Origin of the sequence: Fictibacillus sp. KU28468, assembly GCF_026153615.1 — a bacterium.
Taxonomy (GTDB): domain Bacteria; phylum Bacillota; class Bacilli; order Bacillales; family Fictibacillaceae; genus Fictibacillus_C; species Fictibacillus_C marinisediminis.
Genome location: NZ_CP110666.1, coordinates 864,834 through 890,104, shown reverse-complemented (window position 1 = coordinate 890,104; position 25,271 = coordinate 864,834). Strand labels below are relative to the sequence as shown.

Genomic DNA, 25,271 nt, shown 5'->3' with positions numbered 1-25,271 from the left:
CCGGATATATTCTTTTAAAATACTAAATAAAAACACCCGGATGTGTGAAAAATCCTGCTTAATCCATGGATAAGAATCCGGGAAATATTATTCACTTCTACTTCCATGTGGACAACATATAGTGTATGGAGCAGACGGTGCCAGGCACCGCTTTTACATATGTGTGTAATCCTGGTGCCTGGCACCCGCAATGGGGGTTGAAGATATGTTTCAGGTGTTTGAGAAGATTGTCCTTGGAATGGCATTGATCCGAATGGTTTCCGGCTTATGCGAAGTATCCGCCGCTTTCCTGATGCTCCGCTTTAATTCTGTGGAAAAAGCACTGCTGATCAATTCCACTTTATCCATCATCGGCCCATTCATCTTCTTTTCCACGATGTCCCTGGGGCTAGTCGGCATCACCGCCAAGATCAGTACAGGTAAACTGCTGTGGATCCTGGCAGGACTGGGGCTCATCGTCTACGGAATAAGGAAATGAATAAGTTATCCCAAATGCTAAAAGGGGCTGTCCTGAAAGTCGAAAGTTGACCTTTAGCAGCTCCTTTTTGGCTTGAAAATCTTCAATGAAAAGTTGAGTGAAGTGGAAGGTGCGAGACTCCTCGAAAATGAACTTCACATTTTCTTCGTGCGATAAAACGCTGCCGGAGTCTTCCTTGTCCTGCGGGACTAGCGTGACAGGTGAGACTCCCGCAGGCGCTAGCGCCAAAAAGTAGGCGTTCACGCCGGTAAGGCTCACCGCACGCCCCGCGAAAGTAGGAGCTCGCGCCGGTAAAAGCGAGCACCCTGGAACGGAAATCAACAGCTTACAGACTTCTTGGACAGCCCCTTAACATTCGAATGCTATAGTAAGATATCTAATTTTACGACTCGAGGTTAAAGTGCTTAATCTGATCCTGTAAATGGCTGCTTGCTGCATTGAGTTCGTTTGCCGATTGAGCCACACTACCAAGTGCACGGACCTGTTCATCGGTTGAAGCGCTGACTTGTTCTGAAGCTGCTGCAGATTGTTCCGCTACTGCAGCGATATTTTGAATGGATCCCACAACTTCTTCTTTAAATGATTGAACAAATTCTACCTCTTTACGAACGCCTGAGATGGAATCTACAATTTGCAGGACCGTATTTGAGATCAGCTGAAAAGCTTCGATGGTGTTCTTAACACTTTCTTTTTGCTCAACTGAGATGTTTTTGGTGTTCTCCATTTCTTTAACGGCACGTGCTGTCTCCGTTTCAATCCCCTCAATGGTTTGGCGGATACGCTCAGTCGCGTTTTTGGATTGCTCTGCCAGTTTTCTGACCTCATTCGCAACAACCGCAAAGCCTTTTCCGCTTTCTCCAGCCCTGGCAGCCTCAATACTGGCGTTGAGAGCTAATAGATTCGTTTGATTGGATATGTCGGTGATGGTTTGAACAACCTCTTCTATCTCCTGTACTTTTTCTGATAGCCCTAGAATAACGAAGCCGATTGTTTCGAGCACATTACTCGTCTCTTCTGATTTTTCATCCAATAAAGTTATCTTTGAAATACCTGTTTCATTCGCTTCAAAGGCTTGATCAGATAAGCCCAGCATCTTGTCTGTCTCGCTATTAAGCTGCTGAATGTGATGAGCCAGTTCCAGTGTTCTATTATTCGTTTCTTCGGCATCCTCTGCTTGCTTCATAGCTCCTGTAGCAATTTCTGTAACGGCGGTTGCCACTTCATCACTTGTTGCTATCGTTTCTTCTGCGATTGCACTTAAATTTGAGGCTGAATCCGTAACTTGAAAGATAGACGTTTCAACAGAACTGATCAAACTTCGTATATCACCAACCATTTTATTAAAATGAACGGTAAGCTGAGCTATCTCATCTCTCCCTTTTTCCTGCATTTTGATGGTCAAGTTCCCTTCTGCCACCAATCCCATCTTATTTCTCATTTCACTGATAGGTTTTGCGATGCTCCTGGAAAGAAAGAAAGTAACAATTAACGAAGCGATAACCGATAACAGGGTAATAAACAACATGATTTTACCTTGCTTGGCGGCACCAGCCATTAATACTTTTTGATCGTAAACTACACCTATTTTCCAATGAGTCTTATCTACCGTTTGGTAAAACAGATCAAATTTGCTGCTGTTGCTCGTGAAATGTGCCAAGCCGCCTTTGCGCTCCAGCATCTTTTTTACATATCCTGTTTTAGAAAGATTTTTCTTTTGCTGTGAGGGATGTACTAGCGCAATCCCTTTTCCATCTAATAATATCGGATACCCTTTATAGCCAACATTCGTTTCATTGATCATCTTGGATAAACCGGCCAAACTTAAATCAAGTCCAACTACCCCCAGAACTTTACCGCTTCCAGGTTGAATGACACTCTTAGCAACCGTAACCACGTATTCTCCTGAACTTGCATCAACATATGGATCGGTCCACAGAATTTTACCTGGCTGCTTCACAGCATTTTGGTACCACGGTCTTGAAGTAGGGTCAAAACTGGGAGGAAGGTCAATTTTTGGGGTCGTTTTAAATTGCTTTGTTGCTGCCCCTACATACAATACTGCCACATTTTTATTTAAATTTAAGAAAGATTGATAATCCTGATCCACTAAAGGCCACTTTTGATCAAGACCTTTCTTTTCATTCTTTTCCAATGTAGTTAAATAACTGATTACCCGGCTGTCATTGCTGTATCGTTCGATCGTATCACCATATAACGTCAGATACATTTCAGTGGTTTTCTTCAAATGGCCTGTAACCCCTGTTGCTTGCTCTTCAATATTGGTCTGCATTTCACCGCTCGTCTGACGGTACGTAAATAAGGACACTGTTACTAGTGAAACTGCAACTAGTATCCCAATGGATACCATAAGCTTGGTCTGTAATTTTTTAAACATCCTCTGATCCCCCTAAAGCTGTAGAAAGTTGTATTTTCCTTTTTATCGGTTTTAAGGAGAAAAAATTTATATGAAAATTCAGAAATAGGGTGCCAGGCACCGCGTTTACACACTTGTGTAAAGACGGTGCCTGGCACCTGAATTTTTTTAATATTATCTTCCCAGCAGCTCGCGGTGGACTTCCATGATGGTATGCCCATAAACGGCAAAGCAGGATAACACACCAGCGAGTGCAAGATACAGGATCAGCACAATAACTTTCGTTTTCATGTTTGCGACATAATAATTCTTACGCCGTTCGACCTCTTCCTGCTGTTTATCTGCTTCTTCTCTCACAGCCGAAAGATAAGCCTCAACCACGATTTCAGGACGTCCGCCCTCCGGCTCTTCCCAATGGGTTTCTTCCTCTGGATGCAAAGATCTCTCTGCAAGAATACGCGCTTTCTCCCGCTCTTTCATGACTTCTTCTTTGTAGATAAGCAGGAACCATTTTTCCCGTTTAGCGAGCAATTCAAGCTCCGTCAGCAATGCGGCTTTTTTCAGACGTTTTTTATCATGAAAGAATGGAATATTCCTTCCTGTTGGAATCTGGCGCATCAAACGCTGCTGCTGCACCCTTCCTTCATCGATAAAAGTATCCACAATGTATGGAAAGTTAGGAAGCTCCCGGTATTCATTCATGTCTCCCACGAGAGAATGAATCTTTTCTTCTTCTCTGCGGCAGATTTCCAGCGCCTGGCTGCTCTCCTGCAGGACATAATCCTCTCTCACCCGTCTCCACCATGTGGCGATACCGAACAAGAAGATCAAAAAGATAATCGGATCAGGTGAAATAAACATGTATGGAATCATACAGATCAGCCCGATCAGCCATAATTTTGTGGAAAGAACACCTACAATCCGGCCCCCGTCCAGCGGAGATACCGGAAACAGGTTGAAAAGGTTCAGCATCGCGCCTAAAAATACAACCAATCCCCAGAATGGCGATCCTTGTGTCTCGTACAAATAAACGGCAGGCAAAAAGGACAGCAAACCGAACAGCGGCCCGGCATAAGCTACAAATGCTTCGTCCTTTGCGTTCTTGGGCATTTCTTTCATTCCCACGACCGCACCCATAAAGGGGATAAAAATCGCCGGCGAGGTAGGTATGCCCTTTCGCTTCATGGCGACCAAATGGCCCATCTCATGGACAAAAAGGAGGTACACAAGGGCAACAGCAAACTTCCATCCGTAAAAGACGGCGTAGGCGCCGACCGACAGGAACATGGAAATGAGCGTTGCAAATTTTCCAAGCTTCAATAATCCAAATACCCATTTTAATTTTCCTAGAATAAATACACCAATTGCAGCCAGAACCGTCAAAATTTTAGACTGGCTCTTTTTTTCAGCTCTTTCAGCCATTCATCATACCCCCAATAATCTCTGCGGCAAGAAGTAAGAATCTGTAATTTTATCTATCCAAACCATACCACATATACGTACCAATGTGGAAAAAGTTACAGACCCGCAGAAGAAAAACCGCCTAGGATCAGGCGGTTTATTTTGACTCTCCATCTTCTCTTTTTCAGCACGTGGTGCCTCAGCACTGTGGTGCCAGGCACCGCTTTTACATACTTGTGTAACGTTGGTGCCTGGCACCACCAATGCCACGCTCTATTGATACAGCGCCTTAAGTTTCAGCGTCTGGTATTCTTTCAGTAGTTCCTCTGCGCTCAGTTCGTGCAGATGGCCGTTCTCTGATTTATAGTAGCCTGCATCAATCAGCTTACTGATCAAGACTTGCTTTTTCTGTTCCATACTGATGATAACCTCCTTTATAGATACGCAATTATTATCATGCCCGCTGGAATGAAAACAGAAACAAGAACAGCTGTGGTTGTCATTCCGACACTTCCCATCACACCTTCTTCTTCTCCCCACTGGAACGACCGGTTGGCTCCGAGCGCCTGTGCTGAAACACCCATTGCCAGTCCCCGGGCCGTTTTACTTTTAATGTTGCATCGGTCCAATACGCGGGGGCCGACGATCAGCGAAAATAAAGCAGAGAACAATACAAAAAGAATAGTTAAGGATGCTGTTCCTCCAAGGGAATTCGAAACAGATAAAGCTACGGGCAAGGTTGCCGCTTTTGGGAGCAATGATGCGACCACGTTTCCTTTAAATCCGAGCAGGACAGCGAACGCACCTGCAGAGACAACTCCTGCCAGCCCGCCGCTGACAATTCCGACCGTGATTTTCTTTATATTTTTCTTAATGAGCGGGTATTGTTTGTAAACAGGAATAGCAAGCGATACAATCGCCGTCTGAAGAAGAATGGAAAAGATGCTGCTTCCTTTTTCATACGTTTTTACATCCATATGAAGAAAAGGCAGCAGAAGAAACAGCAGCAGCGTAACCGTATATAGCGGATTCAGCCAGACGTTATGATTGGACTTGCGATAGACCTTCAACCCGCACAAATACGCGAGGCTCGTTGTGACAATACTTATCATGGCATTCCCCAACATCATGCTCATCGATTTCTCCTCCTCTTTCTCTTTTCGTAGTATTCAACAGAAAATCCCGTACCCAGTAAAATACATAAACTGCTCAATGAAAGCACGAGCAGCACCTTCCATATCTGAACATGAACGGTTCCCCAGTTCAACAGGAGTCCGACAACCGGCGGAATAAACAAAAGCGTCATGTGCCGGAGATGATAGTTTGCCGCTCCTTCCACCCATTCCAGCTTCACGATTCCGGCCAGCAGGCCAAGCAACAGTAAAAACATTCCGATGATACTTCCGGACAGCGGCAAATGAAAAAATGATGCAGCTGCGTTTCCAGCTCCTAAGGCCATAAGGATGATCCCAAACTGCCATAGCAATGTTTTCAAAATGATCCCCCCTCAGTTACCCGGAACGGTTAAGGCTATTATAAAAAAGAAAAATACAGAAATCTCCCATTCTGTCAGATTACCTTACGCACTTTTTTCAAAGAGCAAAAACTCATGTGAGAAAATCTAACATACTTCTTTTCATTAAGGTAAGAAAACATTATAGTAATGGAAAGAACTTCGTGCCACCACTGACAAAGGAGTGATGTGGGTGTCTAATGAGAGTTCCTCATATAAAGAGAAAAAAGTGATTTCCATCGGCACGGTTAAAGACTTAACGGGGTTATCGGTCAGGCAGATCCGGTATTATGAAGAGCGGAATTTAATCTTTCCTGCCCGGACGGAAAAAGGCACACGCAAGTATTCCTTTTCAGATGTGGAGATGCTGATGAGCATAGCAGACAAGAGAGAAGACGGGGTTCAGACGCATGAAATCAGGAAGGAGCTGAAAAAAGCAGAGGAACGAACGAGAAAAGAACAGTTGCGGGATACGATGATCAGGGGGCAGTTGAACGCGCATTTTAATATGATAAAAAGATAGAAAAGATGCCAGTTTCTGCAGGTTATAGCCTGAAAGAACTGGTTTTTATTTTTGAACAGCGTTTATGCCGCTGATTTTCAGGGGAATTTTACTATATATACACTTTACCAAAATTAAGGAGGTGCCTTAAGTGGCGGCGGATCAAAGCAATGGTAAATTTAAACGGAGACTAAGCACATTGGACTTAACGTTTCTCGGGCTCGGTTCCATTATCGGATCAGGATGGCTTTATGCAGCGGCCACCGGTGCTCAATACGCAGGACCCTATGCCTGGATTTCCTGGCTCATCGGGGCTGTCATCATCATGTTCATCGGACTTGTTTATGCAGAACTTGGCGCGGCTATCCCCGTTGCAGGCGGCTTTGTCCGCTATCCGGATTTCACTCACGGATCCATCGTCGGTTTTCTGATCGGATTCATCTCCATGCTGGCCTATTCAGCGGTCATCAGTATTGAATCGCAAGCGGTCAGGGGGTACCTGGAATACTGGTTTGACGCCCTCGGCCATAAAGACGGAACGCCTACGTTCGCAGGTTTTGCCGTTCAGATCGGTCTCATCCTTCTGTTCTTTTTCCTTAATTACTGGAGCGTCGCATTATTCGGCAAGATCAATACTTTTCTTACTGTCTTTAAATTCGTCGTTCCTTCCATCATTATCATCGTTCTGTTCATGCACTTTGATCCCTCTAACTTTGCTGTAGGCGGTGCACAGCCTGGCGGAGCCAAAGGGATATTCGCTGCCGTTACAGGAGCCGGTATCGTGTTTGCTTTTAACGGCTTCCGACAGCCGATCGAATTTGCCGGTGAAGCGAAGCGTCCGGAGAAAAGCATTCCGTTTGCCATTATCTACGCCGTACTGATCGGCCTCCTTGTCTACATGCTGCTGCAGATTGCCTACATAGGAGCCGTACCGTCAAATATGCTGGATAAAGGCTGGAGCGGCCTCCACTTCGACTCTCCATGGGCAGACTTGGCTTCGGCACTCGGAATCGTATGGCTTGCCAACCTGGTGCTCGTCGATGCGGTCATCTCGCCTTCCGCTACCGGGAATATCTATTTCTCAGCAACAGCCCGCTCTCTCTTCGCGTGGGCAAAGAATGGGTATTTCTTTAAAATCTTTCAGAAGATTGATAAAAAAAGCGGATTGCCGCGTGCGGCACTTTGGCTTACTCTTGCGCTGGCCATCATCTGGATGCTTCCCTACCGGTTCCAGGCATGGGCAGACTTGGTCGATGCCAGCACCTCGCTGAAAGCGCTAACCTTTGTCGTCGGGCCTGTATCCTTAATGTCCCTTCGCCATAGAGCGCCCGAACTCAAGCGTCCATTCTTGCTCAAAGCGGCCGACATCGTCACTCCGCTTGCTTTTGTCGGTGCAACACTGGTGATCTATTGGAGCAAATGGAAGGTTGTCTCGTTCATCATTCCGATCATTATTTTATCACTTATTCTATATTTCATTTTTGCGTACCGTGAAGCATCATATTCAAAAGAAAAAGTCAGGCTTCATTTGAAATCCGGAAGGTGGCTCATCATCTATTACTTATTCCTGCTTGCCATGTCATATGTCGGCAGCTATGGCCCGGGAACGAGAGCAGACCATCTCATCCACGCACCTTGGGACACGTTGGTGGCCGGCGTTCTTTCACTCATATTCTATTATTGGGGCGTTCATTCAGCTCTCGACGACCCAGAGATCAAAATGGATGATGTGGAAAGCACCCATTGATCGTTAACCCCTGTCAGTTAAGCGGCAGGGGTTTTTAAATTTCGAGACTGCTATTCTATGATTAAAGCAAAAGAGCGCGGGGAATAGTAAGAAAGCGTTTTAATTCCTTGACAGTTTTCCGGATTTCCAGCGAAAGTTATAATAACGGGTTCTTATCAGTACTCGATTTCAAGCAGAGAAGGAGAGATGAAGTTGGACAAACTCATGCAGGATCCCAATCAATTCGTAACAGACATCGTTGACGGACTCGTACGTTCCCACCCCGATCAATACGAAAAAGTGGAAAGCGTAAATGTGATTAAAAGAAAAGGCGGTACACCTTCAGGACACGTCGGTCTCGTTTCCGGAGGAGGAAGCGGGCACGAACCTGCCCACGCAGGCTATGTCGGTGATGGCATGCTTAGTGCGGCAGTATGCGGAGAAATTTTCACCTCCCCGACGCCGGACATGGTTTTTGAAGGAATCAAGTCGGCAGATGCAGGTGCCGGTGTCCTTTTGATTGTAAAAAACTATTCAGGCGATGTGATGAACTTTGACATGGCGAAAGAATTGGCAGAACTTGAAGGCATCCAGGTCGAAACGGTAATCGTCAACGACGACATCGCCATAAAGAATCATGATGACCGGCGCGGTGTTGCAGGTACTGTGTTCGTTCATAAAATTGCTGGAGCCGCAGCGGCTGCAGGGAAATCGTTAAAGGATGTAAAAAAGATCGCAGAAAAAGCCATTTCCCAGGTGCGTTCCATTGGGATGGCCCTCTCCCCTTGCTATATGCCGGAAAGCGGAAAACCGGGATTTGAACTGCACGAAGATGAAATGGAGATCGGCATTGGCATCCATGGAGAGAAAGGCATCGAACGGAAACCCATTGCTTCGGTAAAAGAGATTGTCGCTCAGATGCTGGAGAAACTGACCGCAGAAGTGACAGACAAACGGATCGCCGTCATGGTGAACGGGATGGGCGGCACCCCGGTGTCCGAACTCTATCTAACCTATAAATATGTGAGTGAACAATTGGAACAGAAAGAATATGAAATCGTCCGCAGCTATACAGGAAACTATATGACAGCTCTAGAGATGCACGGTTTTTCCATCACGCTGCTAGCTGTAGATGATGAATTACTGGGGTACTTGGATGCCCCGTCAAATACGATAGGATTTCCAGTGAGAGGTGAATAAGATGAAACTAACTGCAAAAGGATTGCAAAAAGTGCTGCTTCAAACCGCAGAACAGATCGAACAGCAAAAAGATGAACTCACAGACCTTGACCGCGAAATTGGAGACGGTGACCACGGCATCAACATGTCACGCGGTTATCAGGCGGTAAAAAAAGAACTGGAGAACAAGGATTCTTTTGAAGATCTCGGTGAGCTTTCCAAGCTTGTCGGAATGACCTTGATCAAAACAGTCGGCGGCGCATCCGGACCCCTCTTCGGTACCGTTTTTGTAAAATTCGCAGCCAAGTGGAAAGGCAAAGATGCGGTGGAAGGTGATGAGTTGTACAACGGATTTAAGGAAGCCGTTGATGGCATTTCCGCCCGCGGAAAATCCGAGGCCGGCCAAAAGACCATGCTGGATGTTTGGATGCCGTTTACCGAAGCTCTTAAGAGTGATGAACCCCTTGAGACAGTGATTGAAAAAGCATTGGCTAATACGAAGGAATTGAAGGCAACAAAAGGACGGGCCTCCTACTTCGGCGACGCCTCCAAGGGTGTTCAGGATCCAGGTGCGTTGTCCAGTTCCCTTCTGCTTCGCCAGTTCGCGGAGGTGCTTAATGGTTAATCTGATTCTCGTATCTCACAGTGAAAAATTGGTTGACGGTCTTAAAGAACTGCTCGCCGAAATGGTGTCGGATGTGGTGATTCACAATGCTGCAGGCTTAGAAGGCGGAAAGATCGGAACAGATGTCTCCCGGATTGAAGAAGCTTTTTCTTCAGTAACCGACGACGCCATCATCTTAACAGACATCGGCTCAGCGACCATGAACGCCGAGATGGCACTGGAGCTCTACACCGGTGACCGAACCATTCAATTTGTGGACGTTCCCCTTGTGGAAGGCGCTTTTCTTGCTGCTGTCCAAAGCGGTCAGGGGCAATCGGTGGAGGAGATTGTGAAGGCGTTGGAGGGGGAGTTTTCTTAATAAAGGTAAAAAGAAGCCCTGGAATAATAAATCCAGGGCTTCTTCACTCTTAATTATTATATTTGAGTAAGAACGTAAACTAGCGGATTCTCAAGGCTTGCTGTCCCAAAAAAGTAAATATTATTACCTAAAAAAAGTTCATAATAATCCCTGTTTGAAGGTTCTTGCTTTTTAGTTAAGCTTAGTTTCACTTGTGAAGGTGCATCAGGTAATTTTTCAAATTTAAAATCTTCAAGCAACTGCATCAGGAAAACCATAGGTTCTGTTTTATTATAGCTGCCCGGAGTTTCATCATCAGCTACCCAATTTGGGGAACCTCCAATTTTATTATTAAATATTTCTTTATCAATCTCTTCAATCAAAGTAATCCTTTTGAATTTTACTTTTTCTTTATAGTTAGTCTGAATAGCTCCATCAGTTGTTTTAAAAACTTCTATTCTGAAATTTTTCTGATATTCTCTTAAAAAATCACTCGGTATATTAATTCCAGATAGCTCGTCCTCAAGCATCTCTGGAATAAAATATCCTTCATGAGCACAAGAAGTGCATGCAAAAACTGCCATACTGAATTCATTCCATTTATGATTCTCTGGAAAAGCAATTTGAAAGAAAAAAGATTGTTCTTCTCCACATAATTCACATTTAGGTATATCAATAGATTTAGGTACTCTAGGTTTTCCGCCTAAAAAAGAAAGGTCGCTCTGACTTTGCGTCTCTTCACTATCACTTATCTTTATTCGATAGCAGTCACTCAAAATTAACACTCCTTTAATCTAGAACTACTAGGGATTAGGAAAAATCCTTTTAATCGTCTGACCATCAATACGTACCTGATAAAGTATTTCATAAGGTCTTGTAGATCCACTATGATATTTAGGCACTACCCTAACAAAAACCTCTTTACCTGAGAATACCTCTTGCGAAATTTCTTTTTCAAATTGTCTAAAGTCACCACGATTTACGCTTGGAGTTTGAGGAAAGATATTACCAGAATTAGACCCTCCAGGTCCTCCTAATTTTTTCCCTATCGCATGCCCTGCATCATCCGTTGATTTGCCAAGTACTCTAGCCAATTCACGAGATGAAGTATTGGTAGCGGTACCTGTGTTTATATGATGTTTTTCAATTTTTGCAAATGCGGACAATAATTCTCCATTTTCGCCATGTGTGGTTCTGTATTTAAGACCCCCTGAAGAGGTTCTTAAAACTTTTCCGGATTTTTTTAAAGTTGTTCCTGCGCTGCCATTTGCGACAGAAAATAATTGTCCTAAATCTTTAACCTTATAAAAATCAATAACATTATGCCCAGTAGTTAATTGAGAAATAGTTCTAGGATACAAAGGGAACTCTTTTATGCCAGCTAATGCTCTGTTAAAAGCATTTTTTATAATCTTAGGATCTAGCACCTTCATCATACCGCGGAAAGTTTCGACGGCTTTGTCGCCCATCTTTAAAACCTTCGCACCTTTAATGATCGCTTTGCCTCCCAATCCCGCTAGTTTTGCAGGTGGAAAGATGGTCAGCGCCGTCCAGCCAACAGCTTGAAGCCTGTCCCATCCATCAAGCTTTTCACCGGTTACCGGGTCATACTCGGCAAAAATACGGACAACGTCGTTTACGCCGACGAGCTCCATGCCCCATTCCTTCGCCTTGCCAAACCAACCCTGATCAGCTTCACGAAACTGGGCTTCCGTTCTTTTGACGACTTCCTGCGCATTGTTCAGCAAAGTCTTATAATGATCAAGTTTTTGAATAAGGCTATGGTAGAGTCCTCCTGCATGGGTATTGTCGATATCCCAGTAGGTTGCATGGAGGAGATTATAGTTCCATTTTAACGCATCTTGAATGTCGTCGCACTGATCTTCTAATTTCTCTATATCATTGGCCAGGGCTTCGAGTTCATCGGGCTTGACGTTGATTTGGCTCATCCAGCTTCTCCTGCCTTTCCAATTCATTCGCCATTTCTCTCAGCCGGGCTGCTTCTCTTTTTAACGCTTCTTTCAATTGTTCTCCTGTACTTGCCGAAGCAAAGTGAGTGCTTGCTGCTTCTGACATGATTTGCAGGTAAGTGGCTTTGCTTTTGCTTTCCCATGTATCAGCTTTTGTCAGCACACGGTTTCGATCCCATCTAAGCTGGTCGAGTTTTTGCATCGATTCATTCACTTTATGCGAATACCAATCCAGCATCTCTGCCTGCATCCTGTATTTCTGCTTATCAAAAATCACGACATCACCGCCTGCTCAATCTCTGTCTCTCTATTGTAAAAAAGAAAAAGGGATGGAGGTACTAGACTAAGTTACTAAAATTTGCTAAAAGACGGGATGATTGGACTAGACATGAGAAAAAAAAAGGAAAGGGTGCCAGGCACCGAGATTACACAAGTGTGTAAAACCGGTGCCTGGCACCCTCGCTATCACACCTTCGCGAGAAATGCCTGGTGAGCGGTGGATGGGTTTTCGAACCAGCGGGCGATCTGATCCGCTTTTTGCTGATCTTCTGCAGCACTCAGCAGCATCTGAATGACATGCCCTGGAAGTGGTTGTGTCATGGCGTTCGTCCACTCTGTCACCTCTTTGACGAAGGGCTTTATACGCTCCCAGTATAAACGGCCGAGTTCTTCATCCCATCGATCAGAATGCTTATGTTCAATCAGCAAGTCAGACAGCTGTTCCGCGCAATAGGATGAGAGATTGCTTCCCTGTCCGGTAATCGGATCGTTGAGAATTACGCTGTCTCCACAGCCAAGGAACAGCTTATCGTTCACGTTGAGATAAGGTATGCGTACCTCTGGAGTAATCGCGATTTGTAAGAAGCCGTTCTCATCACATAGAGCGAACTCGATATCTACAATTCGCTCATGGATTTCAGGAAAAAACATTTCGACGGCTTCTCTCATTTTTATCGTGAATGCTTCAGGTGTCTTGATGCCTTTAAACATATCCAGCGGCCCTTCAGGAACAGCCGTGATGAACAGGATCGTAACAGGACCGTACTCCGTTTCAGAAGGAATTTCGAACATTTCCCCAAGTTCCGGAATCACCGTCACACTGACACCTAGAGGAGAAGTTGGTTTCACTCCTTTAAAATACCCGACGATACATTTTCGCTGCGGGGTTTGAAATGGAGTGAGTTCTTTTTCGACTGGAAACGGAACAAGCGGACCGTTTTTTCCTGTACAATCAATAACCAGATCAAACTCGTCACTGAATGCTTCAATCTCCTCTTTTATGACCTTTTTCTGCTGAAAGGACACACCAGCTCTCTCTAATTCTTCTGCATAACGAGAGTATGCCAGACGCTGATCGACGGATAATGCCGGTTTTTCAAGCATACCCGCAAACAGCTTTTGGTCACCGACCGTGATATGAATGCTTTCAATCATTGAATCGCTTTCCCACTTCGGCATATGAAATCGTTCCTCGCGGGCTCGTGTTGGACTGAAATGAACCTGCGTGGACATGATCCGCCCGCTGCGCAGCTGTTCTGGTGTACGATGAGAAACAATGGCCACTTCAAAATCATCATTTAAAGCATAAGCCAGCTGCAATCCGGTCGTTCCGCTTCCCACAATTCCAATACGCTTTTTCAAAACCCTCAACTCCTTTATTAAAAATTCTTATGCCTAACTTCTTCTTTGAGGGGTAAAGTCCTTTTTTACCTTTAAAAACAGGAAATATAGAACAAGTTTCGACAGATTATTTCCTAGGAAATTCGACTTATCCTCTTTGAAATCAAACCTCCTTGCCCTTTACAGACAAAGTAGGATAGAAATCGGCAAAATTATGTATTAATAGGAAAAATCAGTTTTTTTATATGATATGATAGAAAAAACTAGAATGGATTAAAGAGGTGGATCATGATTAGAGGGGAGAAAATTAAGTATTTTAGAGAAAAAAATAAACTTACCCAAAAAGAACTCACTTCTGGCATATGTTCAGTTCCCTACCTTAGTAAAGTCGAGAACAACAGCATCGTCCCTTCTCGGGAAATTCTAATTTTGCTTTGCAAAAGGCTGAATATTGAATACGATGAGCTGCTGCAATCCTCCTCAAGCGATGGCATCAAGAAGATGATTTTTAATTGGTATGAAGATATAAAAGCAAGAAATCGACCTGCTTCCGCCGACCATTACGCAGCGATCGAGAAGAAGATTAAAGGCATCACCGACATAGAACTTTTAACGATGTTTCACCTGGCCGCTACCCGGCATTTTTTGCTAATTAGGGAATTTAACAAAGCCGAAGAGCAGCTGGCTTTTGCAGAAAAATACATGACGTATATGCCAAAAGAGATTGAAGGATACTACTTTTACTTTTCAGGATTGAATGAATACTTAAAAGGACACTTTCAAAAAGCGCTGGAGCTGTATTTAAAAGCAAGCGAATATGTAAATGAGCCGGAGTACCATTACCAGCTTGCACTCATCTACAGCCGGTTGGGTAAGATTACACTTTCCATCTTTCACTCCGAGCGGGCGATGGAAGAGTTCAACAAAAACATCTTATTTTTTAAAGTGGTCGATTGCTACATCCTGTTGGGCATCAACTACAACCGGATCAACGAACACGCAACTGCCCTCTCCTATTTTAAAAAGGCGCTGAAAGGCATCGAATCCCTGCCGGACATCGGCCATTTAAAGATACATATCTATCATAATATTGGGATTGTCTATCATAAGCAAAAGAAGCCGTGGGAAGCGATCGATTATTTCTTAAAATCTCTTAATGTGCGCAAAGATCTGCAAGGCGGGGAGCTTACGATCTACCTTCTCGCCAGTAACCTTTTTCAGCTGAACGAGATTGAAGATGCCACCCGCTGGATTGAAAAAGGGCTAGTGCTGTTAAAAGGCGAACTGAACGAAACCTACTGCCTGCTGAAGATCCTGCAATTTCAAGTGCAAAAAAGACGTAACGAAGAAGATTATAAGATTTTTCTTGAAGAGACCGCCCTTCCCATCTTCAAGCAGAAGGATGAATTCATGTATATCCGGATGTGCTATGAACAGCTGGGCGATTATTATTACCGGAAGAAACAGTACAAGCGCTCAAGCGAATGCTACTGTGAAGCCAACAGCGTCGAGAGCTCATTCATTTAAAAACCGGGTGCCAGGCACCGCTTTTACATACTTGTGTAATTGCGGTGCCTGGCACCTACAAAATCAAAAGGAGTTCCACTTATGAACCTGGATCGATTTGAAGATACGATTAAATCACTTTTTCCTGAAGAGCTTCTTAGTGAGTTTCATGATGATTATGGTTTCACGAGCTGTGTAAAGAACGAGATTAACAGAGTTGGCTACTGCACAAATCTTTCCCTGGAAGCCATAGAGCTTGCAGCCGCTCAAAACGTTGACCTGCTGCTGACGCATCATGATGCGTGGGATTTCCTCTACGGCTTGCGGGATGTCTGCATGGAAAAGTTAAAAGAATACAACATGAGCCACTTCTATATTCATGGGCCACTTGATTATGTGGAATTTGGAACGTGCACATCGCTGATGAACGCACTTGAGATCAACAATATCATTCAGCTCTCCATCTATGATGAGGGCCACATTCCAGGGATCGGAGAGTTGACTGAACCGCAATCCTTTGAAGTCTTGACTGAAAAAACAACCCAAACCTTAAACGAACAAGTTCGTGCCTGGAAGCATCATGACCGGCCAGTGAAACGGATCGGTATGGTGACGGGAGCGGGCCATTCCTCCAACACTATCAAAAAGGCAGTGGATGCCGGATGTGATACCTACATAACAGGTGAAGCTACGTTATACAGTATCCAATATGCCCAGTTTGCAGGAATCAATCTTATTGCCGGAAGCCATACGTTTACCGAGATATTTGGTGTAGAAAGCCTGGCAAAAAAAATAAAAGAGCAGCATGAAAAGATCAGTATCGCCAGGATTGAAGAGTCTCATTTTGAGGCCAGATAAAGAGCACAAAATGGAGTTATTCACCCGGTAACAACAAAATCCCCTTTCCAAATGAAAGGGGATTGAATATTACTTCATAAAATCCGGATTGTTCTTCTGAAAGTTTTGCCACGCCATCTTGATTCCTTGTTGAATTTCTTCCCTCGGAGCGCTAAGACGCTCTTCTGTCCCGCCGTAACCAACCTCCAATTTTTCCTTTTTCAATCCTTCAAAAATGGTATCTGCGAAATCATCCAACGGAGCACCGAACGTATGCAAACCTACCCCTCCCAGGTCGGTATTTACAGCAGGAGGAATCACTTCCACGATCTCAATATTCGTGTCTGCCAGCTGATGTCTTAGTGTAAGCGTAAAGGAGTGCATCGCAGCTTTTGTCGCACTATAAATCGGAACCCAGACTCCTGGCTGTATCGCCAATCCTGATGTTATGTTCATGATGCCTGCCCTTTTTTGTTTCTTCAAATGAGGAATTAACAGCATGGACAAATGGATGGGGCCTTCAATATTGATCGCCAACTCATTTTGATAATAACTCCAGTCATGGGTGGCGTTTTTCAAATTTACTCGCTGCTGAATTCCGGCATTATTCACCAATAGATTGAGATCCGGAAATTCATTGACTGCCCACTCAACCAGTTCAATGCGTTCTTCCTCTTTGGAAACATCACACACTTTTGTATGCAGTTCCGGGAGCATCTCTTTTGCTTCTGCCAGCTTTTCTTCCCGCCGGCCAACTGCAATAACCTTGTTTCCTTCTTTTATAAAACGTTCAGCGAAAGAAAATCCGATCCCTGAAGCCCCGCCTGTTATCAAAATGGTGTTTCCCGTAAGATCCATTGCTGTTCCTCCTGACTGGAATTTTTAGGTTCATTCTATCAACCCCTTTTCTTTTATACAAACAATTGAACGTAAAAAAACCTATTTTGGCCAAAATAAAAAGACATTTAATTAGATGCCTTTCTGCAATTGCAGCCCGTTAGTTGATGCGAATTTTTAAAAAAGAACCTTCAATCCAAAGATGGATCAAAGGTTCTGTTTTTAATTTTTTATTTTAGGCTCTTTTCTAAAAGATTGTTGCTTTGGGAACCTTTTTGTATATAGGCTTCATTGACAAGTTGATTGGAGTGCAAGATGCGAGACTCCTCGAAAATAAATTTCACATTTTCTTCGTGCGATATAACGCTGCCGAAGCCTTCCTTGTACTGCGGGACTAGCGGGACAGGTGAGACCCACAGGCGCTTGCGCCGGTAAGGCTCACCGCCCGCCCCGCGGAAAGCGAGCATCCTGAAACGGAAATCAACAACTCTCAAAAGCAACAAAGGTTACGAAAACAGCCTTATTTTATCTCTGTTTTATTCAATCATTGTCTTTTCAATCTCTTCATCATAGAAAGCTTGTCCATTAATGGTTACTACATCCAAAGAATTAACTAAAGGCCATCTCTTTTTTTTTCCTTAGACCAAGCGCCTGTGCTGTTGAAGAATGAATTTCGTGCAGAAGCTCTGGGTTTTCCATTAGTGAAACACCATAAGAAGGAATCATTTCTTTGATTTTCGGTTCCCACTCTTCCATATGCTGCGGGAAGCATTTTTTGATTACCTCAAGCATAACGTGAACGGCAGTAGAAGCACCCGGAGATGCGCCTAGTAATGCTGCGATCGAGCCATCAGCAGCAGTAATCACTTCCGTACCAAATTGAAGGGTTCCTTTGCCGCCTGCCTCTGTATCTTTAATAACTTGCACACGTTGGCCAGCTACGACTAAATCCCAATCTTCGCTTTTGGCGGTCGGAATAAATTCCCGCAGCTCTTCCATGCGCTGTTCTTTTGATAACATAACTTGCTGAATCAGATACTTTGTCAATGACATCTCTTTTGCACCTGCCGCCAGCATCGTTAAGACATTATCCGGTTTTACGGAAGTTACTAAATCGAACAAGGAACCAGTTTTTAAGAACTTTGGCGAGAAGCCGGCAAATGGTCCAAATAGCAACGATTTCTTATTGTCGATATATCTGGTATCAAGATGCGGAACAGACATTGGCGGAGCCCCAACCTTGGCTTTGCCGTACACTTTTGCATGCTGCTGCGCTATGACATCCGGATTATTGCATACCATGAAGATTCCGCTTACCGGGAATCCTCCGATATGTTTCCCTTCAGGAATACCGGATTTTTGCAGTAAATGCAGGCTTCCTCCTCCGCCACCAATAAAGACAAATTTTGCCGTATGGCGTTCTGCGCTGCCGCTATCGAGATTTTTCACTTTCAATTCCCACGAGCCATCGCTTGTACGTTTAATATTATCAACACTATGTTTGTATTTGATATCGACGTTTTTAGTCTTTAAATGGTCAAACAACATACGCGTCAACGCACCAAAGTTGACATCTGTTCCAGAGTCAATTTTGGTAGCTGCAATCGGTTCATTCAATGAACGGCCTTCCATGATAAGCGGAATCCATTCCAACAGTTTTTCCGGAACATCGGAAAATTCCATCCCTTGAAATAGCGGATTGTTTGACAGCGCTTTAAAACGTTTCTTTAAAAACGCTACGTTTTCTTCCCCTTGTACTAAACTCATATGGGGCAAAGGCATGATAAAATTCTCTGGATTACGTATCAGCTTGCCGTTTACAAGATAGGACCAGAACTGCGTTGAAAGCTGAAACTGTTCATTAATTTTTATAGCTTTACTAATATCTACAGACCCATCCGGTTTTTCGACCGTGTAGTTAAGCTCGCACAGTGCCGCATGCCCCGTTCCCGCATTATTCCATTCGTTAGAGCTTTCCTCTCCTGCGTTTTCGAGCTTCTCAAACACTTTAATTTCCCATTCCGGTACTAATTCTTTCAAGATTGTCCCTAAAGTCGCACTCATGATTCCGGCGCCAATTAAAATGACGTCAGTGTTAGTTTCTCTGCTGCTCATTTTTACCAACCTTTTCGCCTAAAATTTGCAGAAAAGATGCAGGCCTCACACCAAGCTAAGGTGCGATCTAGTCACACACTTTTTCTGTCAAGTTATAACCATATCATAATGTATTACAATCATTTAAATACTAAATCATCTACTATTATATGATAATTATAAGTTTTTTAAAAGTTGATAAAAGTGATTAGTCCGTCCAAAAGGCCTAGAAACACACAAAAACCAAAGCATTAATGATTTTTTGTCCCAAAAACTTCTTTTACCGTATGTTAAAATGCAGTTTGGGATGAAATATATTAAGGAGATTTTACCCGCGTAATTCAAACTCTGCTGGATATCATCAACGTACTGTGCAATATACATACCCTTAAATAAAATTTTGTAACTTCCTACTAGACATTTCGACTAACATATAAAGGGTTATTGGCGTAGGATATTAATACCAAAGTTCAAGCGGAGAATTTCTTTACCCATATGATCAATTAGAAATCTTTTGGGACTGGGAGGATTTCACATGAAAAAACGATCATCTTTTTTGAGAATGATCTCAGCAGTTCTGTTAATTATGGTTTTTTCCTTTTCTTTTTTCGCGCCAAGTACAGACTCTGATGCAAGCTCACAAAAAGCTGAATTTACAAAACATTCATATAAAGGTATTTATTTATTACGGTATCCTCAAGTTTACGGAATCAATAAAAATGCGGCCAGTAAGATTAATTCCACACTTAAAAAAGCAGCTGAAAAATCGTACAATTCTTACCTTAATGTTAAGAAAGCAGAAAAAGAGGTTCCAAAAAAAGAGTTATGTAAAAAAACTCCAAAATGTAAATATTCATTCAACTCTCTTTATCAAGTAAAGTATAATTCAAATGGTAAATTGAGTATCTATTATTTGGAATACACTTATACTGGGGGAGCACATGGAAAAGGCAAAGTAACAATGTATAACTTTGACCTTTCAACAGGTAAACACTATAAAATTGATGATATTCTTAAAACATCTTGCAATTATAAAAAAGTACAAAAGTATGCATTTAAATATCTTAGTACACATAAACCGTATTCTGATTCTGTATTTCAATTAAGCGACGTTCCAGTTAACAAAAACTCTCAATTCTCGTTTTATAAAGACGGAATTTATCTGCTATTTCAAGATTATGATGAATATGAAATTGCATCACACGATGATGGGAATCCATTTATTAAAATTCCAAAGTCAGTTTATCAATAAGTGATCCGAATTGGCGTAAGATATTTTTATTAAGCTGTTTTCTAAAAGATTGTTGCTTGGGAACCTTCTTGTAAAGATGCTTCATTGATAAGTTGATTGGAGTGTAAGGTGCGAGACTCCTCGAAAATGAATTTCACATTTTCTTCGTGCGATATAATGTTGCCGAAGCCTTCCTTGTCCTGCGGGAGCAGCGGGACAGGTGAGACCCACAGGCGCTGGCGCCGGTAAGGCTCATCGCACGCCCCGCGAAAGTAGGCGTTTACGCCGGTAAAAGCGAGCATCCTGAAACGGAAATCAACCACTCCCAAAAGCAACAAAGCTTACGAAAAAAGCCTTTTATTAAATCCTATTTAGCATCTTTATACCAATAATGTACAAGTACGATGAACAATCTTTCCGCAAACACCCCAAAAAAGACAGCTCCTATAAGAGGAACTGTCCTTTCGCTATTTTACTTCCAGGCCCCGAACCACGTGCCCCATTTTCGGAGGAGCTGTTCTTTCAGCGATGGGGATTCAATGCCCTTCTGTTTTTTAAATTCATTATAGCCGGCAAACCCGATCAGCAGGATTCCTGCGATCAACAGGTACACCCACCACGGCATGTTGCCCCAGTATGGCCGGGTCTGCACAAGCACATTGACCAGCAGCACGATCAAACCGCTGAAAAAGTAGCTTTTTTGTTTGGAAACAAAGCCATAGAGGATAGCGATGACGGCGAGTGATCCAAGAATAATCGCATCGACGATTTTATAGCTGTACATCGCATCGATCATGAGGATTAATGAGATGGCGCCGATCAAGCTGTATTGAACATACATGATTACTTTTTCGCTGAGATTCCATGTTTTTCTCGTCAGAAGGTAACTAACCAGGATCCAAGGCAAGACATACAGTTCAGTCATGAGATAGTCTGGGAAATCAATCATGTCGATGATCGTATAATAGGTTAACAGACCAACGAGCAGCGACAGCGTTTGAAGGACTTTTTGCGCGATGGGAATCTCATTGATCCGTCTTGAATGCTGATACAGCAATACCGCGATCAGGGTGAATCCTGCGATAAATACCCATTCCACAGCCTGCATGCTGCCGGTCCATACATAGACCAGCCCCGCTATTCCGTAAAAATCAACTTTTTCTTCATTCGCGTGATGATACATTTTTTCATATAAAAACATTCCGATGGCGGTAAACAGAATACCGATCGCATACCACACGATCGCACGGAGTGGAGAAGAAAGACTGTAAATATCCATCAAATCGGCCATCCCGAGCCAGAAAAAAATCAGTGGGAAGACCGCAGCCGTTCTCCAAAATCCTTTAAGAGAATGGAAAAACGCCATGAAAACAAAGATAACACCAATATAGAACCAAAGAGAGATTATGTCTCCGCTGTAATAGGAATCAGCCAGGTATTCGGCCATCACCAGAATGGAGAACGGAACGATATACCATCTGAGCCGTTCCTTCCAGGCTTCTGAAAGAACAAAATAAGCAGCCAGCAGCAACAGGCTGTAGACGAGACGGTTCTCGTTAGGAAACCATTCATTGACCATGAAACCAAATGCCGCGGATAAAACGGTCAGTCCAGCGTACAGACTGTATTTTCTCTCCGCTTCATACACCGAACGCCATACATATAACCCAAATAAAATCGCCAGCAAGAGATACGGCAGCGTTTCACCAGAAGTAATGAAGTTATAGAATACCGCGTACAGAAGAGCCGCTTGGCTGACAACCAGCGCAGGCAGATGGCTTTGGCGTTCCACCCGCTTTAACACTTCATAGGAAACAAAAAGGAGAGCGGCAATCGTGATCAGTGTGAGCCGTTCGCTCAGCGGATCTGCCGTCAAGTGAAGCAGCGCATAAAAAACAAAGAACAATCCTGCCTGCACCACTCCATAACCGACACTCTGTTTAAAATACCGCGTCCCCACGAACATCATACAACTAAACAGCAAACTGCAGACGAGACGAATCCAGTCGGCTTCCGTGTCAAAGGAGGCAAGAAAACTGATAAGAGAAACGAACATCGCACCGATCAATGCGTATTGACCGAGAATGCGGTCTGTTTTTTTCCAATAATACAGTGCAGCCAGAAGTATTGTTCCTATTCCAATCGCGAGCGCACGATCTGGGTCAGGAATAAGCGCCATTCCCATTGAAAAGCCCGCAAAGAACAGGAAGACCGAGACACCTGCACCAAATATTTTTTGGGAGATGCCCTGCCCGGTCAAATAATGTATAGCCCCAAGTCCTGTCAGCAGAAGGGAGAGAACAACTGTCTGCCAATACTCAGGAATCAGCAGCGTCAATCCGAAACCAGCCATCAGGAACGCTCCGCCAACATAAAGGCTGGAACGACGGATTGGCACAATGAACTGGCCGATTACATACGCAACCAGCCCGGATATTCCGATAGCAAGCGGCCAATACTTTATGCTGGACGGGCTTGTGAGATGATACACCTCCAGCGCAGCGCTGAAAATGTAAAAAGGCGCAAGATACGTAAAGAGGCGGAAAGCCGTGTTATAGCTTAAGTAAACAAAGTTACCGGCAATCACGAGATACCCCAGAAACATCCACACGCTTCCCTCGCCGCTTGAAAGCATCAGCCCTTTTCCCGTAACGAATAAAAACGCAAGAGCAGAGACAGCCCCGTTGGCGATCTGATAGTACTTTTTCAAATTGCCCTTCGAATAGCGGGCAACAGCGAGAAGCACCACTGGCACGATTGGAATGAGTACCAGGCTCAGGCCGGCACCAGCCGCTTGTTCAACGAGCTGATAGAGGCCATACGAAACAAAAGCCATAAACAAGAGCTCATACTCCACCCGTTTGTTGACCATTCTCATCGCCAAATACAGAACAGCGGTCAATATCAGGTTAAAGCTCTGAGAAAGCGGCTGTTCAAACGAAATGATAATGAATAACGTGGATAAGATCAGATTGCTTTGAATAAAGATGGGCAAGACCTTTTGAGAAATGTCTGCCTCCTTCGCTTTTCGTACATGAAAAAGATAGATGTAACCCGCATTTCCGAGGGCATATGCAAAATAGAACGCGTTCTTCTCAATACCGAATGCCAAAAGAACAAACGCATAGCCGATAGCTGAAGCAATCAGCGTAAACCAGGCGAACAATTTGGATGAAAACAACTTCGTGAACAACCAATAAATAGGCAGACAGATCAGACTGGTTACAGCCCCCAGCACATACTTACCGTTCCCCGAAAAACTCAGCCAGCTGCCAAACAGCTCAAAATATCCTGCCGACAGAATGGTGATCGGCACGAATAGCGCAAACAGCACAAAGAACGCAAATGCTGTCTTCCTGATGTGAAGCACCCGCTGTGACAATGCACCGAGCCCTCCGAATAGAGCGGCGATTCCGCCTACAAGCAAGGTTTTCGCCAGAGAACTGAATACGTCCCAGTTGCTCGTTGCAAGGGTAAGCCCGCCAAGCAGAAGAAGCACGACACCCGCTGTCATGAGCAGCGTCAAGTTCCGCTCCCGCTTTTGTTCAGCGGTCCGTGCCGGCTTGGGGGCTGGTTGAGTCACTGGCCTCGGCTTCGGTACAGGCTGATCCTGAGCCGCTGGCACCGTGCTGGTCATGATCGGCTGTTCCCTCTCGATTTGGGGTGTTTCCTCCGAGCGCTTTGGTCCGGATGTTGCCTGTATATACGGTTCCTTCCCTTCCGCAATCCTTCTCTGGTCCTTTTCATAGCGGTTGATCGCTTCAACCACTCTTAAGTAATCTTCATATTTTATATATCCCTTTTCCTTCAGGTCAAACAAGTCCTTGATCAATTCTGGACCCTTCATGCGACACCCCGCTTTTACATCGTTATTGCTAAAAACCAACTAATGAACATTTATTCATTCTATGTATCAACCACATTATACATCACTTTTGGAAATAAAAGGGTTGCTATTGCAGACATTTCTACAAAAAATGAGCTTTAGAAGCACAGCCTCTAAAGCCAGGAGTCTTACGATTATATCTCTCGTACCTTCCCGTTGGACCTAAACAACCCATTTAAGTAATCCTTTCTGTTTAAACAAATATAAAAAGGGGCTGTCCAGAAAGTCGAAAATTGACCTTCAGGCAGCCCCTTTTTGGCTTGAAAAATCTTCAATGAAAAGTTAATTGAAGTGGGGATGCGAGACTCCTCGAAAATGAACTTCACATTTTCTTCGTGCGATAAAAAGCTGCCGAAGCTTTCCTTGTCCTGCGGGACTAGCGTGACAGGTGAGACTCCCGCCGGTGCCTGCACCAAAAAGTAGGCGTTCACGCCGGTAAGGCTCACCGCACGCCCCGCGAAAGTAGGGGCTCGCGCCGGTAAAAGCGAGCAGCCTGGAACGGGAATCAACAGCTTACAGACTTCTTGGACAGCCCCGTTCGAAAAATTATTTAATAAAAGTTTCAATATCTTGATCATTAAAACTAGTATTTAATATGTTGTCTTCTTTTAGTTTCTCTTCGACCATCTTTAAAATATGCAAGAAATGAGTAAGTCTATACATAACAAAAAATCCTCTTTCAAGCGGCAAAGGCATAGTAGTAAATTGCTTCTGCTTCTTTTCGTTAATATAACTAATTATTAAGGTTTGATTTTTGTCCATCTCACCATGTATTTGCTGAGCTTCAACATCTCTAAAACTGTATAGCCTTTCCTTAATCCCTATATCATCAAAAAGATCTTTTAATTCTTGAGTACTTTTTACATTATGTGCTGGATTATTAGGAGGAAATACCTCATAGAAATACACTTCTTTTAAAACATTTATAAAAAAATGTGTAATCGCAGACTCTTCATCCGAAAAAACTTTTACATTGGTTTTCTCAGGGGGTGTCCGCCTTTCAAAATTAAGGACTGAATACTCCCAATTACCATCTATATATTCAATTTGACTGTAGGCCTCATAGTCTCCTTTTACTTGTAAGATGTTATCTTGATTAATTTTTATCTTAATATTTAGCTCGTCACAAGCATCTATCAATTGGTTTCTATTCAA

At 43.7% G+C, this 25,271-nt stretch carries 26 protein-coding genes; 9 read left to right on the top strand and 17 right to left on the bottom strand.

The genetic code is table 11. The features are described from left to right. Positions 1-190 precede the first annotated feature (190 nt). Entirely contained in the window at positions 191-478 is a 288-nt protein-coding gene (locus OKX00_RS23305; RefSeq protein WP_416054298.1) for a YqhV family protein, read from the top strand. On the opposite strand, the gene OKX00_RS04385 is transcribed toward OKX00_RS23305, so the two are convergent. The 6 genes from OKX00_RS04385 to OKX00_RS04360 all read right to left on the bottom strand — a co-directional run bounded on the left by OKX00_RS04385 (position 389) and on the right by OKX00_RS04360 (position 5,748). Next, positions 389-799: a hypothetical protein gene (locus OKX00_RS04385; RefSeq protein ID WP_265409585.1), complete on the bottom strand. Its 411-nt coding sequence runs from the start codon at positions 797-799 to the stop codon at positions 389-391. The two genes, OKX00_RS23305 and OKX00_RS04385, sit on opposite strands and share 90 nt — an antisense overlap. A 61-nt stretch (positions 800-860) precedes the next feature. Then, positions 861-2,873: a methyl-accepting chemotaxis protein gene (locus OKX00_RS04380; RefSeq protein WP_265409584.1), complete on the bottom strand. Its 2,013-nt coding sequence runs from the start codon at positions 2,871-2,873 to the stop codon at positions 861-863. Between the two features lie 153 nt (positions 2,874-3,026). Beyond that, positions 3,027-4,274: a site-2 protease family protein gene (locus OKX00_RS04375; RefSeq protein WP_265409583.1), complete on the bottom strand. Its 1,248-nt coding sequence runs from the start codon at positions 4,272-4,274 to the stop codon at positions 3,027-3,029. A 252-nt stretch (positions 4,275-4,526) separates the two neighbouring features. Continuing rightward, positions 4,527-4,670, bottom strand: a complete 144-nt coding sequence (locus OKX00_RS04370) for a Fur-regulated basic protein FbpA (protein ID WP_265409582.1) — start codon at positions 4,668-4,670, stop codon at positions 4,527-4,529. 17 nt (positions 4,671-4,687) lie between these two features. Further along, positions 4,688-5,389, bottom strand: coding sequence for an LrgB family protein (locus OKX00_RS04365; protein WP_256224591.1), 702 nt, complete (start codon positions 5,387-5,389; stop codon positions 4,688-4,690). Further along, on the bottom strand, positions 5,386-5,748 hold the full coding sequence (locus tag OKX00_RS04360; protein ID WP_234293321.1) for a CidA/LrgA family protein: 363 nt from the start codon (positions 5,746-5,748) through the stop codon (positions 5,386-5,388). Before OKX00_RS04360 ends, OKX00_RS04365 begins: the two co-directional genes overlap by 4 nt. A gap of 211 nt (positions 5,749-5,959) precedes the next feature. On the opposite strand from OKX00_RS04360, the gene OKX00_RS04355 reads away from it, so the two are divergent. The 5 genes from OKX00_RS04355 to dhaM all read left to right on the top strand — a co-directional run bounded on the left by OKX00_RS04355 (position 5,960) and on the right by dhaM (position 10,156). Further along, positions 5,960-6,289, top strand: a complete 330-nt coding sequence (locus OKX00_RS04355; protein ID WP_053357005.1) for a MerR family transcriptional regulator — start codon at positions 5,960-5,962, stop codon at positions 6,287-6,289. A gap of 130 nt (positions 6,290-6,419) precedes the next feature. Then, on the top strand, positions 6,420-8,015 hold the full coding sequence (locus OKX00_RS04350; protein WP_265409581.1) for an APC family permease: 1,596 nt from the start codon (positions 6,420-6,422) through the stop codon (positions 8,013-8,015). A 192-nt stretch (positions 8,016-8,207) separates the two neighbouring features. Beyond that, complete coding sequence (gene dhaK, locus OKX00_RS04345) at positions 8,208-9,194, top strand: dihydroxyacetone kinase subunit DhaK (RefSeq protein WP_265409580.1); 987 nt, start codon at positions 8,208-8,210, stop codon at positions 9,192-9,194. Position 9,195: 1 nt separating this feature from the next. Then, the gene (gene dhaL, locus OKX00_RS04340; protein ID WP_265409579.1) at positions 9,196-9,798 is read left to right on the top strand and encodes a dihydroxyacetone kinase subunit DhaL; all 603 of its coding nucleotides are present in this window, start codon (positions 9,196-9,198) and stop codon (positions 9,796-9,798) included. Beyond that, the gene (gene dhaM / locus OKX00_RS04335) at positions 9,791-10,156 is read left to right on the top strand and encodes a dihydroxyacetone kinase phosphoryl donor subunit DhaM (RefSeq protein ID WP_265409578.1); all 366 of its coding nucleotides are present in this window, start codon (positions 9,791-9,793) and stop codon (positions 10,154-10,156) included. The genes dhaL and dhaM overlap by 8 nt, the downstream gene beginning before the upstream one ends. 56 nt (positions 10,157-10,212) lie before the next feature. On the opposite strand, the gene OKX00_RS04330 is transcribed toward dhaM, so the two are convergent. The 4 genes from OKX00_RS04330 to OKX00_RS04315 form a co-directional block, all read right to left on the bottom strand. Further along, positions 10,213-10,911: a hypothetical protein gene (locus tag OKX00_RS04330; RefSeq protein ID WP_091002878.1), complete on the bottom strand. Its 699-nt coding sequence runs from the start codon at positions 10,909-10,911 to the stop codon at positions 10,213-10,215. 27 nt (positions 10,912-10,938) lie between these two features. Then, entirely contained in the window at positions 10,939-12,084 is a 1,146-nt protein-coding gene (locus tag OKX00_RS04325; RefSeq protein WP_265409577.1) for a pre-toxin TG domain-containing protein, read from the bottom strand. Beyond that, positions 12,056-12,382, bottom strand: coding sequence for a hypothetical protein (locus OKX00_RS04320; protein WP_265409576.1), 327 nt, complete (start codon positions 12,380-12,382; stop codon positions 12,056-12,058). The genes OKX00_RS04325 and OKX00_RS04320 overlap by 29 nt, the downstream gene beginning before the upstream one ends. A gap of 188 nt (positions 12,383-12,570) precedes the next feature. After that, on the bottom strand, positions 12,571-13,746 hold the full coding sequence (locus OKX00_RS04315; protein ID WP_265409575.1) for a styrene monooxygenase/indole monooxygenase family protein: 1,176 nt from the start codon (positions 13,744-13,746) through the stop codon (positions 12,571-12,573). A gap of 267 nt (positions 13,747-14,013) precedes the next feature. Here OKX00_RS04315 and OKX00_RS04310 point away from each other — a divergent pair, with 267 nt between their 5' ends. Both OKX00_RS04310 and OKX00_RS04305 read left to right on the top strand, forming a co-directional pair. Beyond that, entirely contained in the window at positions 14,014-15,252 is a 1,239-nt protein-coding gene (locus OKX00_RS04310) for a helix-turn-helix domain-containing protein (RefSeq protein WP_053356997.1), read from the top strand. A gap of 81 nt (positions 15,253-15,333) precedes the next feature. Then, positions 15,334-16,089 carry a Nif3-like dinuclear metal center hexameric protein gene (locus OKX00_RS04305; protein WP_265409574.1) on the top strand — a complete coding sequence of 252 codons (756 nt, stop codon included), beginning with the start codon at positions 15,334-15,336 and terminating at the stop codon, positions 16,087-16,089. Between the two features lie 69 nt (positions 16,090-16,158). Here the strand turns inward: OKX00_RS04305 and OKX00_RS04300 are convergent, their stop codons facing one another. From OKX00_RS04300 to OKX00_RS04290, 3 genes are all read right to left on the bottom strand, one after another. Next, positions 16,159-16,926 (bottom strand): SDR family oxidoreductase, encoded by a 768-nt coding sequence (locus tag OKX00_RS04300; RefSeq protein WP_265409573.1) that lies wholly within the window; start codon positions 16,924-16,926, stop codon positions 16,159-16,161. A 209-nt stretch (positions 16,927-17,135) separates the two neighbouring features. Further along, positions 17,136-17,408, bottom strand: a complete 273-nt coding sequence (locus OKX00_RS04295; protein WP_265409572.1) for a hypothetical protein — start codon at positions 17,406-17,408, stop codon at positions 17,136-17,138. A 106-nt stretch (positions 17,409-17,514) separates the two neighbouring features. Beyond that, a complete protein-coding gene (locus OKX00_RS04290) occupies positions 17,515-19,020 on the bottom strand; it encodes a malate:quinone oxidoreductase (RefSeq protein WP_265410466.1) in 1,506 nt (501 codons plus the stop codon). Positions 19,021-19,534: 514 nt separating this feature from the next. On the opposite strand from OKX00_RS04290, the gene OKX00_RS04285 reads away from it, so the two are divergent. Then, positions 19,535-20,251 (top strand): DUF4163 domain-containing protein, encoded by a 717-nt coding sequence (locus OKX00_RS04285; protein WP_265409571.1) that lies wholly within the window; start codon positions 19,535-19,537, stop codon positions 20,249-20,251. Between the two features lie 41 nt (positions 20,252-20,292). Here the strand turns inward: OKX00_RS04285 and OKX00_RS04280 are convergent, their stop codons facing one another. From OKX00_RS04280 to OKX00_RS04265, 4 genes are all read right to left on the bottom strand, one after another. Further along, positions 20,293-20,559, bottom strand: coding sequence for a hypothetical protein (locus OKX00_RS04280; protein ID WP_265409570.1), 267 nt, complete (start codon positions 20,557-20,559; stop codon positions 20,293-20,295). Positions 20,560-20,702: 143 nt separating this feature from the next. Further along, the gene (locus OKX00_RS04275; protein ID WP_265409569.1) at positions 20,703-24,077 is read right to left on the bottom strand and encodes a hypothetical protein; all 3,375 of its coding nucleotides are present in this window, start codon (positions 24,075-24,077) and stop codon (positions 20,703-20,705) included. Positions 24,078-24,250: 173 nt separating this feature from the next. Beyond that, the gene (locus tag OKX00_RS04270; RefSeq protein WP_265409568.1) at positions 24,251-24,625 is read right to left on the bottom strand and encodes a hypothetical protein; all 375 of its coding nucleotides are present in this window, start codon (positions 24,623-24,625) and stop codon (positions 24,251-24,253) included. Between the two features lie 37 nt (positions 24,626-24,662). Continuing rightward, the gene (locus OKX00_RS04265) at positions 24,663-25,271 is read right to left on the bottom strand and encodes a hypothetical protein (protein ID WP_265409567.1); all 609 of its coding nucleotides are present in this window, start codon (positions 25,269-25,271) and stop codon (positions 24,663-24,665) included.

Coding starts and splice junctions, on each gene's coding strand:
- OKX00_RS04370 (WP_265409582.1), bottom strand. CDS start 4,670: ATGGAACAGAAAAAGCAAGTCTTGATCAGTAAGCTGATTGATGCAGGC.
- dhaL (WP_265409579.1), top strand. CDS start 9,196: ATGAAACTAACTGCAAAAGGATTGCAAAAAGTGCTGCTTCAAACCGCA.
- OKX00_RS04285 (WP_265409571.1), top strand. CDS start 19,535: ATGAAAAAACGATCATCTTTTTTGAGAATGATCTCAGCAGTTCTGTTA.
- dhaM (WP_265409578.1), top strand. CDS start 9,791: ATGGTTAATCTGATTCTCGTATCTCACAGTGAAAAATTGGTTGACGGT.
- OKX00_RS04325 (WP_265409577.1), bottom strand. CDS start 12,084: ATGAGCCAAATCAACGTCAAGCCCGATGAACTCGAAGCCCTGGCCAAT.
- OKX00_RS23305 (WP_416054298.1), top strand. CDS start 191: ATGGGGGTTGAAGATATGTTTCAGGTGTTTGAGAAGATTGTCCTTGGA.
- OKX00_RS04380 (WP_265409584.1), bottom strand. CDS start 2,873: ATGTTTAAAAAATTACAGACCAAGCTTATGGTATCCATTGGGATACTA.
- OKX00_RS04305 (WP_265409574.1), top strand. CDS start 15,334: ATGAACCTGGATCGATTTGAAGATACGATTAAATCACTTTTTCCTGAA.
- OKX00_RS04365 (WP_256224591.1), bottom strand. CDS start 5,389: ATGAGCATGATGTTGGGGAATGCCATGATAAGTATTGTCACAACGAGC.
- OKX00_RS04375 (WP_265409583.1), bottom strand. CDS start 4,274: ATGGCTGAAAGAGCTGAAAAAAAGAGCCAGTCTAAAATTTTGACGGTT.
- OKX00_RS04300 (WP_265409573.1), bottom strand. CDS start 16,926: ATGGATCTTACGGGAAACACCATTTTGATAACAGGCGGGGCTTCAGGG.
- OKX00_RS04275 (WP_265409569.1), bottom strand. CDS start 24,077: ATGAAGGGTCCAGAATTGATCAAGGACTTGTTTGACCTGAAGGAAAAG.
- OKX00_RS04290 (WP_265410466.1), bottom strand. CDS start 19,020: ATGAGCAGCAGAGAAACTAACACTGACGTCATTTTAATTGGCGCCGGA.
- OKX00_RS04310 (WP_053356997.1), top strand. CDS start 14,014: ATGATTAGAGGGGAGAAAATTAAGTATTTTAGAGAAAAAAATAAACTT.